This is a genomic window from Bradyrhizobium archetypum (genome assembly GCF_013114835.1).
Lineage (GTDB): Bacteria > Pseudomonadota > Alphaproteobacteria > Rhizobiales > Xanthobacteraceae > Bradyrhizobium > Bradyrhizobium archetypum.
Window position 1 is genome coordinate 17,704 of the sequence record NZ_JAAVLW010000005.1, and the last position, 9,208, is coordinate 26,911.

The window sequence follows — 9,208 nt, forward strand, 5'->3', positions numbered from 1 at the left end:
TCTGTCGGCCTCTTTCATTTGTCAATGCAATTCATGTCGCCAATTGGCCCTTCTCGGACCTTGTGCAATATCCGCTTCTCCGCCGCTGTCGGGGGATAAGCGGACATCGCGATTTAAGAGTCCACGCGCTAGGCAAATAGATCGGCGCCGCTCTGCGTTAACTTTACAAACGTTCCGCTCTCGTGCAACTCGAGCCAGCCACGCGAAATGGCGAGGTCGAGGCGTTTGTGCGCCAGCGCCTGGCGACCCGCCTCGGCCGCGTCACCAATACCTATTTCACGACGGGCACCGGCACCGCGCAGCTAGTGTCTGGTTGCCCTGGCTGCGTCCCCGGCCGGGGTAATCTCCACTGACAGGCGGCCCCGGTGCGTTGCGTATTGCCGGGGTCGCTTCATTCCACAAGCCGAATGGTGCGGCGCAGCTTCATCCGATTCAGGGCGTGGACGACTTCCTCTCGATCGAGAACAGCAATTAGCCGGTGCACCGTTCTCGTGGCATCGTTTGGGCGGAGCGCGATGTATTCCCCGAGGATGCGCCTGGCATCCTCCATCGACTGTAATACGACGTCCTGGTCCGGGGTGTTCATGGTACGCGGCCTTACTGAGCGCGGACTCAAGTTCAGGAAAACGGACATAGTTCCTATTGTTTCCGCGAACAACCTCTCAGTTTCAGGGTTCTACTTCCGGGGCGAAGGTGGTGCCCTATGCGACGCTACTACTTTGACTTAAGAGAGGGTGACGATCTCGCCCCTGACGAGGAAGGGCTGGAACTTCCCAGCATTGAGCGGGTGCAGGAAGAGGCCGCCCGCTCACTAGCCGACATGGCGCGGGACGCGGTCAGAAGGGACCACAACGGAGCGGACCACCGGATGTCAATCGAAGTCCGTGACGACGACGGTCCGGTTCTCCAGGTGAGGTTCACCTTTGAGATTGATCGGCACAGGCACTGAGACCGGGATTTAACAGTGGCTATCGCAAGCGCCCGAGCGCATAATGACCGTATGGCTGAATCGCATCATAGGTCTTGCAAGTGCGGCGCGGTTTATAACCGCTCCGAATCCATGGCCGCGAGCAGACAGATCAGCAGCTTTGAATGCTCGGTTTGCGGGGCTACGATGGAAAGTTGGAACACGGCTTGGGTCCCGACATATCGGTTGGTGATCGGGCCCGTGATACTTCCTCAGCAGTAGGCCGCCTCAGTTGGCGAACCACTTTTCCGCGGCGTCCACATTGGCGGGTCCAAAGGCTGGGACGCGCCGTGAACCGCGTGCGCTCCAATTTTAGGAACGACCACGCTTCTGACGAGTAGACTCGAGGCTTCCGGTTTGTGTCGCTGAGTAGCTCCAGCCGGAAGTAGAACCTTCTCTAAGAAAGGTCGAACGGCTCCGGTCAACGCACGGCCTCACCCCGGAGCCGTTTCATTTGATGCACTCACGGATCTCTCTTGGTCGACCCAGTTTCGCAAGAATGACCCAGATGATTGCCGCCACTAGGGTCTCAGCAGCCGGAAGCGAGTCGAGCGCCGGCTGTCGCGTTAGGAACGCGAACGGCGGGAAGTGAGTTGAGCCGCGTCGCATGTCGATGCGACACCTCAGCTCCAAGAGGGCCTCAGCACGTCCCCGCTGAGGCCCTTTTCGCTGCGCAGTGTGGCTTGTCACTCCAGGCGCTCGATTAGCTTAGATCGGGCTTGAAGCCGGCCGGCATTGCGGGGATCTCGTCTGGATCGTCCGGGTCGGTTATGTTGCAGTCCGGGCAAGGTGCGCCGGCGCCGCCGCAACCGCAGGCCCGTTCACCCAAGAACGGCAGAGTAAAATGGTCTTCGCAAACCCAGCGAGTATTGTCGCACCTGGGGCAGTATCGCATTGACGTGCGCCCTTAAAGGGAACCAATGTCGATACGGTCATTGCGTTCCACGCAATGAAATCGCGAATTCTGATCCCAGATCGGACAAAAAAGAAGGACGCGACCGGCATCACCACGGTCGCGCCCTATGCAGCCGGCCAATGGGGCAGGGGGACTAACCGGCTGCGGGGATGACTCTTAGCGCCCCAAATTTGTTCCCGTGGTTTCGCCGTGCCTGCCACTTTTTCCCGTCGTGGTGCATATAGTATGATCTTGCTTCTTGGGGGCCGGACCATGCCGATCTATCGCTTATTGCAGAACATGCCGATGGGACCGGAGGAAATCAGTCGCTTGACGACGGCCTATGAGACAGCATTGCGGACCATGGGCCTTGTTGACCGGAGCGACCCGATAGCCGAGATGGTGGCCAAGAAGATAATTGAGATCGGGCAAACTGGGGTTCGCGATCCTGCCGAAATTTCGGCTCTGGCGATCAAGGAACTTGGGGTGCAGTAAGGCAAGCGGCCAACCGGTTCGCCGCTACGAGGTAGCGAATTTCATGCGGCGACCTTGTCTTCCTTGTCAGCGCCACGGGCGACTATGCTGATCGCCTCGTCGGACAACGGCCGCTGCAGTGCCTTGGCCTCATCCCACGGGGCGCGCATCCAGACGTCGCGCTCCTCGTCTGTCAACAGGATCACCGGCATGGCCGTCGGATGGATCGGCTCGACGACGGCGTTCGCCGATGTGGTGAGAAAGCCATAGATCTGATGCGGACCAGGAATCGGTTTCGATTTGGTGCCGCGATCACCCTTGAACTCAGTCCATATGCCGGCGAAGCAGGTCAGGGGGCGATCGTCGTTGATCGCGAACCAGACGACGTCTTTTTTCTTGGTCTCCGGGTTCGGTTCGGGCGCGTATTCTGCAAAGCTATTGAACGGCACCAGGCAACGGTTTTCCGGCTTCAGCCAGCCGCGCCAGTGCGGCGAGGAGGTATTGCGGATGTTGGTAACTGGAGGTCCGCCCGTTCGTGGCGGTGGCGGCATGCCCCAGCGCATCAGGACGAGCTCGCGCTCGGCGCCGGCGTTGCGGATGACGGGGGCGGGATAATCCGGAAACACGCCCGGCATCGGCGGGAGGTTGCCAACATAGCGGTTCATCACGCGGAAGAGGGCGCGGATGGCTTCCTGGTTGGTTGTGATCGAGTAGAGGTTACACATTGGCAGATTCGGTTATGTGGGCGGCTCTGACGTGCGCTGCCATACCGCGGATGTCAATCTCCGAGCCGCAGAAGCATCGCGAGCGACCGTTCTGCGTTTGGGTCGGCAGCTTGCGGCCGTCCTTCCACATTCTCTCTTTCCATGCAGTCCAGGCGCGCGCGTAGCGGTACTCAGCAAAGTCGTCGTCCGTGAAGGTGGTCTGCAAACTCTGCCACGCATCTGCAAACTTCTTTCGCGCATCGTGTAAGTCGATAGCAGTGCCCCCAGCGTCAACACCGCGACGCGCCGGCGGAACGAAACCGCAGTACCACTCCCATTGGTCCACGGTGGTGGGAACACCGGCGCGGGGGCCGATATCGCCGACACAGACATCGCCGAAATAGATCTTCCAGCGGTCGGGTCGATGAGGATCACGGCGGCGGGTCAGTTCGATCATGGCATCGCGTCCGGATCATGCAGCCGCCGCTTCGTGAGTTGCCGAAGCTCCGCCGGCGGACGCTTGCCAGTCTTGCGGCATTTCTCGCAGTGCAGCCGGCTGGCGAGGTCGTGCACGCAGGTGGTTGGCACGTGTGGAAGCGATGCCAGGTCGACAGTGCGCGGCGTGCGGCAACGCGAACAGGCGATCTCGAGCCACGGATAGCCACCATTGATCGCCTGATCGACCGTAGGCGAGGGTTCTACCGGCTCGCCATCGGCCACATGCGCTCATTCCAGCTCTGGCACAGCAGATCGTCCGCCTCGCGGATCATCGCTTCGCCGGCCGCGCGTGTTTCGGACGCGCGCCGCGCGAGGATCGACGTCATTGCGCGTGCGCGCGTGAGCTCCTTGGCGAGCGCCTTACGGTGGCTGCCGGAGACAGGTGTTGGATGGTATTTCGGGGCCATTCAATATGAAAACCCAAGCCGAGCCTGGCAGCAAATACCACTACTTCTTGCGCTTCGGGACGGGCCCAACTTCAATCTGTAGAAGCGCTTAGCAAAGCCGCACGGGAAGCCTCGACCTGGTCATTGAAGGGTCTTCAATCTCCTCGAAGTTGTATGGTAGGACGTAAAGTAGTGCGCGGGCCGATAGGATACCCTTCCGCGAACTTGAAATTCGGGTATTGGAGTCATCATTTAAGGTGATTCCCCGTGAGCAAACCCGTCAGTGTTCGAAGCCATGAACGGATCGAGATTGCAAGGCTAGAAGAAAAGTACAGAACGTTCCGGACGCTCATTAAGGTCTCGGGAGCGGTTTTTGGGGTCTACATCGCCCGTGAAGCCATAGAGACATTGGCTGGACAGACGACTAAGCTAGCCTTCGAACTTGCGGTTCTTGCAAATGTTCAATTCGCTTTCACGCTGACCTTGGCAGGAGTAGCCACCGCATGGGCCGTAGTCGAGCGAATTACACGGCAGCGCAAGGTGGAACAAATGCAGGGTCGCATTAGGGATTTGGAAACCCGACTCGATCCCAATCGTTCTAGTTCTGGGCTAACCCCGAAGGGCAAGACCAACCCGAAGGACAAACCGAAATGACCGCAATCGCCTCAAGTGCGCTGGTCAGTCTAGTTGTTCTGGCCGCTCTTCTCTTTGTTATTTACGGCCCATGGCAATGGGTGTGTACCGATTTTGCGCGTCAAAGGCTGTTCGAAGCGAGAGATCATATTTTCGATATGGCTGCCGATGGCCGCTTGAATTTCAAATCCCAAGATTACCGCGTTATTCGGCGTTCACTCGAGATGAACATCCGTTTTGCGCATGATTTGACGCTTCCGAATTTCCTTTTTCTTGCGATTGCTCGAAAGCGAAGGCCCGGGGAAATGAGTGACCTGCACCGCGCAATCGAGAATCTACCGCTGGAAGTGCGCAGCGAAGTTAAAAAGATAGTCCATGACGGAATGAAGATACTTATTTTGATGATGATCTTCAAATCGCCAGTTGCAATAATTACGATTGGGCCAGCGATTGTTGCATCGCTGCTCATTGACGGTTGCCGCAAACAGGCGGCGAGAGCGGTCAAAGTCTCCTCGGCTTTAATCCAGGTAGAAGCGGAAAATGCGCCGTCAGCATTCGTTACCGGCGGTGCTCACTGACGTTAGGCCAGCGTCGGAGCGGAAACCTACTTAACCCTCAACTGGTCTATCAAGGAAGCCGCATCCTGCGCGCATTTCCGCGATTGGCGAACCCTCCGAGCTCTGTACCGCGTGATGGTGGAGCACTAATCGAACGCTCGCGCGTGCGGTCGCGGAAAATTGGACCAATCCCAGAACAAGACAAAATCGAACTGAACGAGCATGGGGATTCGTTAGGGGTTTGATATGGGGTCGATGATTCAGCTCACGGTCGGCAATCTACAAGTTGATTGGGGAAAAAATCGCGGGTTCACGGACCATAGCGCTTTCTTCCAAACATCAGATGTGACCCTTGTGCCGTACTACTACGTGGTCGAGGGCAGCGACTACGTCGACGAAGCCGGCGAAATGCAATGGAAGATCAGAGTTGAGTACAGGGAAGGCCTCTCAAAGCCGCTCTTGGAAGTCAAGGATCGCATCGAATTGCTGGGGCATACGATCGACCAATGCCACTTGGAATTTATCTATCTGGCGAACCAGAATGGCTTTGATGCTGAAGTGTTTGAGTTCGAAGCATTGAAGAAAGCTCTTTCCAGTGTCGACGTCAGTTCACTAGCGATAACTGTCTCACAAGGAGACGAAGATTTCGGAGAATTTTTCAGGGAGCAGGTATTTCCGAAACTCGGTATGAAATTGCCTGAGGGTGAGACGCGACGCGTTCTGTGGAGTGCTGCTGAAGGCATGGAAAATCTAAGTAGTCACTCGGTTCTCCGGTTACTGGCTGAAAATCCCGCCGCCGCAACGTTGCCGGTCATATGGGCTTATAAAGATGTTGAGGAAGGGGGGTGGGCTGCACGCGACGAATTTGTTCACCACCTGCAGGCCTCAGAAAGATTCTTGATTGTCACCGAGGGCAGTTCAGATGCGGCAATCTTGAAGCACGCTCTCAGAATTCTGCGGCCGCACATTGCTGATTTTTTTGATTTCGTAGACATGGAGGAGGGCTACCCGTTCTCCGGCACCGGTAACCTCTACAAGTTCGTCCAGGGGCTGATTAGCATATCAATCCAAAACAATATCGTTGTGCTCTTTGACAACGATGCCGAGGGACTTTTCAGTTTCAATCGATGCAGTCAGCTGAACGTGCCGGCCAACATGAGGATCCTCAAATTGCCCGATCTCGATGAATTCCGCTCCTTCCAGACCATAGGGCCGAGTGGTCAACACAGGCTTGATATCAACGGTAAAGCAGCTGCACTCGAATGCTACCTACAACTGGATGAAAATGCCTGCGTTAGATGGAGCAGCTTCAACAGCAGTCTAAGCGCGTATCAAGGCGCCCTAATTAACAAAGATCGATACAAAAATAACTTTCTCGACCAAAGGTCGCGCACCATCGGTTACGACTACAGAAAGATCGAGGCTGTGCTCAACATGATCTTCCAAGCCTGCGTGAAGATGAAAGAGCTCCAAGTACGGCTAGCTTAGACATGACGTCTAGCCACTTCTTGTTGTGCCGCCCTGCGCAACACTTCGGGAATTTCTTCGGGAATTACTGTCCCGAACTGTCCCCGAATGTCCTCAATTTTCCCCGATTGTTCTAAGTAAACCGTGTACTAAGAAAATTTCGTCAACGACGTAAGTATTGGTTTCATTTGAGTATTCCCGCCGGAACCTTGGCGACCCAAGCAGGAACCCGATCTGCGACCCACGGAGTAGAAATCCGCTACTCGATGAGCATTCAGAATGCGCTATGCGCTGGACGCGCTAACTGCCCGCCAGTGCGGGAGACAGAAGCGTGGACCCCATCACCTCAGGGCCCGTGGAGGGCCAGCCAATTGAAGGGCGTAGTGCCTCCGGGGCCCTGAAACACGACGACGCGCACAAGTCCGGGTGTCTCACTACAACTCGCCATGGATCAGGGCGCTTGCTGAAGTGCGCCAGCGGGCCGCGCGTGAAGGCTACTGCTATCAGCACGTCCAGGCGATCACCGTCGCGATCGATCAGTACGCCGACAAGGCGTTGGGCAACCGCGATTACTTCCTCAACAAGCCTTACAGCATCGGCGGGCCTAGGAAAGCCGGTGACGCGTCGTAACCTGCTCCGAACGACTAGTCCAATCCTGTCAAGAATCGCACGCTGGCGGGCCATATGTCAGCGATATTCACCGCCTTTGTTGCCGCCGTCATTGCCTCCATTGCCCCAGCCATTGTTGCCGGGCTTGTCACCGCCATTGCGCCCACCGGAGTGCGCGATTGCATCTGACGTCAAAGAAGTGGACAGCAAAAGCGTGATCGCTGGAGGTGTTACGGCCGCAAATCTGCCGGCTGAAATCAGAAATTTCCGGCGGTCTTCGATTTCTCGCTGTTCTCGATCGTCCATCACTCTGCCTCCGATATGATGAGAAGTTCCTACTTCCTGTTTTTCCCGACTTGGGCATCCCCCTGATGATGCGCGCGGATCCTGGCGCACGATTTCACCCCGCGCGGCCGTTTGCTTCGCGGCCAGCTCCCACTCGGGCCTGTTCAAACAAGGGCCTGACATCGGCACCGCGATGACCGCAGACCGTGCAGACGAATAGGGCCGCCAGATCGGACAGCCACAGGCTCGCGGGCGAGCAGTCAGTGTCGATCACAATCGAATGCGCGCACTTGTAGTCGCCACAATGGATGATCATCCGGGCGACTGGCGCCTGGCTGCGGCACAATCGGCCCGGCGGGGTCCGCTGATACATCCCGCCTAGCGGACCCACAGGGCTACGACGGCCCAGGCGAAGCCCATCACTAATAGGCAAGCAGCGGTTACGGCGACCAGATCAATCGACCAAGGGTGGCCGCCTCCGCCGATTAAATCGAAGTGTCGAGAGCGGGTTTCGTCTCGATATGTCTGAAGGCGCATGGCAGCAGCGCTCCTTGCGCGCGTTGGGGATGATTCAATCGGCCGCTGCCAAAACAGTTCCGCGCAATTTAACCCGCACGCCGGGGGGCCGCTGTAACATGGCTGTGGATGCGGCCTTGCACCGGCTCGAGGGCGCTGGCGATCTTCAGGATCCGGCGCGCTGCCTTCTCTTGATCGGCAAAAGGGCGAGGGGAGGCGTAATTTCATCAGGTGCCCCCATTCTTGCTGGCCGGTAGCTTGGTCGGACCTCGACGCCTGGAGTGGCGCCGCACGTCGCCGAGGCGCATCAACCCCACCTGCCGCCGAAGCTGATGCGGATCTATGACAAGAAAGAAGAGCGGGAGGCGCTGGACCTTTAGGCCGCGCACCTCATGCGGCTGGTCGCCGGCTAGAGCCGCTGAGGTCCGGCGCCGATCGCTAGACCGCCGGCTTCGGCAATAGCTTTGCGAGCTGGGCAGCAAACTGAAAACAGGCAAACGCTATCTCATCAAAATCGGCAGCGGTTATTGTCAACCGTTCGCCAATTTTGAACTCTCGCGAGCGAACCACGACCCGAACTTCTATTTCTGTTCCTGCGTCGACTGCAATCCCCTGGTAGATTTCGACCCCTTGCCCATCGCGTTGGAAAAAACCCTTCAGTGCGGGAAACTGCAGATTCATAATCCCATTTGGCCCGGCGTCGGACTTACCCACGATCCCATCCCGATGCTCTAGACAATTCCGCGCGGCCTGCATCGATCTATATGCATCGGAGAATTCGAGCGGCCGATCCAGCCGCGAATTGACGTGAGCCAAAAGAGGAGGAAATCTGAGATCTGCAGCTTTCTTTCGAAAGGGAGCAAGTATCTCCTCCAACGTCCCTGATGACGGCGCGGTCATGGTACCTGCAGCAAGCAACTCGATGAAGAAATAGGCCTCCTCAAGCGAGGCGCGGACCCCACGCACCAACTCTTGGAATGCCCTCGCTAGTATCCAGTTCTCGTGCAGCGCGCGACGGTCGGCCGTCGACAGGTCGTTCCCTGTAAGATCGAACCTAAAAAAACTTCCCTCGGGCGCTGGAGGCTTTTTTGAGAGATCGGCGCGAGCCAATGCATCGAAATAGAAGTCGACGACTTCGCGGCAGGCCACGACTGCCCTGTGGGTTGGTGCAGCCACGCCATTCGGGTTCAACTGCAGCACGAGTCTCGGGACTCCGG

At 57.4% G+C, this 9,208-nt stretch carries 11 protein-coding genes and 1 pseudogene; 6 read left to right on the forward strand and 6 right to left on the reverse strand.

The features are described from left to right. Positions 1-391: 391 nt before the first annotated feature. Positions 392-586: a hypothetical protein gene (locus HCN50_RS16380; protein ID WP_171710720.1), complete on the reverse strand. Its 195-nt coding sequence runs from the start codon at positions 584-586 to the stop codon at positions 392-394. 117 nt (positions 587-703) lie between these two features. Between HCN50_RS16380 and HCN50_RS16385 the strand changes: the two genes are divergently transcribed. Then, positions 704-949 carry a DUF6894 family protein gene (locus tag HCN50_RS16385; protein WP_171710721.1) on the forward strand — a complete coding sequence of 82 codons (246 nt, stop codon included), beginning with the start codon at positions 704-706 and terminating at the stop codon, positions 947-949. Between the two features lie 1,186 nt (positions 950-2,135). After that, the gene (locus tag HCN50_RS16390; protein WP_171710722.1) at positions 2,136-2,357 is read left to right on the forward strand and encodes a hypothetical protein; all 222 of its coding nucleotides are present in this window, start codon (positions 2,136-2,138) and stop codon (positions 2,355-2,357) included. A gap of 41 nt (positions 2,358-2,398) precedes the next feature. Here the strand turns inward: HCN50_RS16390 and HCN50_RS16395 are convergent, their stop codons facing one another. The 3 genes and pseudogenes from HCN50_RS16395 to HCN50_RS16405 all read right to left on the reverse strand — a co-directional run bounded on the left by HCN50_RS16395 (position 2,399) and on the right by HCN50_RS16405 (position 3,945). Next, the gene (locus HCN50_RS16395) at positions 2,399-3,061 is read right to left on the reverse strand and encodes an SOS response-associated peptidase (RefSeq protein WP_171710723.1); all 663 of its coding nucleotides are present in this window, start codon (positions 3,059-3,061) and stop codon (positions 2,399-2,401) included. Further along, complete coding sequence (locus HCN50_RS16400) at positions 3,054-3,497, reverse strand: hypothetical protein (protein ID WP_171710724.1); 444 nt, start codon at positions 3,495-3,497, stop codon at positions 3,054-3,056. The genes HCN50_RS16395 and HCN50_RS16400 overlap by 8 nt, the downstream gene beginning before the upstream one ends. Beyond that, positions 3,494-3,945: pseudogene (locus tag HCN50_RS16405) on the reverse strand (hypothetical protein). Before HCN50_RS16405 ends, HCN50_RS16400 begins: the two are co-directional and overlap by 4 nt. A 246-nt stretch (positions 3,946-4,191) precedes the next feature. Between HCN50_RS16405 and HCN50_RS16410 the strand changes: the two are divergent. The 4 genes from HCN50_RS16410 to HCN50_RS16425 all read left to right on the forward strand — a co-directional run bounded on the left by HCN50_RS16410 (position 4,192) and on the right by HCN50_RS16425 (position 7,211). After that, positions 4,192-4,578, forward strand: a complete 387-nt coding sequence (locus tag HCN50_RS16410; protein ID WP_171710725.1) for a hypothetical protein — start codon at positions 4,192-4,194, stop codon at positions 4,576-4,578. After that, a complete protein-coding gene (locus HCN50_RS16415) occupies positions 4,575-5,135 on the forward strand; it encodes a hypothetical protein (RefSeq protein WP_171710726.1) in 561 nt (186 codons plus the stop codon). Before HCN50_RS16410 ends, HCN50_RS16415 begins: the two co-directional genes overlap by 4 nt. A 225-nt stretch (positions 5,136-5,360) precedes the next feature. Continuing rightward, positions 5,361-6,602 (forward strand): HEPN/Toprim-associated domain-containing protein, encoded by a 1,242-nt coding sequence (locus HCN50_RS16420; RefSeq protein WP_210264974.1) that lies wholly within the window; start codon positions 5,361-5,363, stop codon positions 6,600-6,602. A gap of 405 nt (positions 6,603-7,007) precedes the next feature. Next, a complete protein-coding gene (locus tag HCN50_RS16425) occupies positions 7,008-7,211 on the forward strand; it encodes a hypothetical protein (RefSeq protein WP_171710728.1) in 204 nt (67 codons plus the stop codon). Between the two features lie 57 nt (positions 7,212-7,268). On the opposite strand, the gene HCN50_RS16430 is transcribed toward HCN50_RS16425, so the two are convergent. Both HCN50_RS16430 and HCN50_RS16435 read right to left on the reverse strand, forming a co-directional pair. After that, positions 7,269-7,496: a hypothetical protein gene (locus HCN50_RS16430; protein ID WP_171710729.1), complete on the reverse strand. Its 228-nt coding sequence runs from the start codon at positions 7,494-7,496 to the stop codon at positions 7,269-7,271. Positions 7,497-8,429: 933 nt separating this feature from the next. After that, positions 8,430-9,191: a hypothetical protein gene (locus HCN50_RS16435; RefSeq protein WP_171710730.1), complete on the reverse strand. Its 762-nt coding sequence runs from the start codon at positions 9,189-9,191 to the stop codon at positions 8,430-8,432. Positions 9,192-9,208 lie beyond the last annotated feature (17 nt).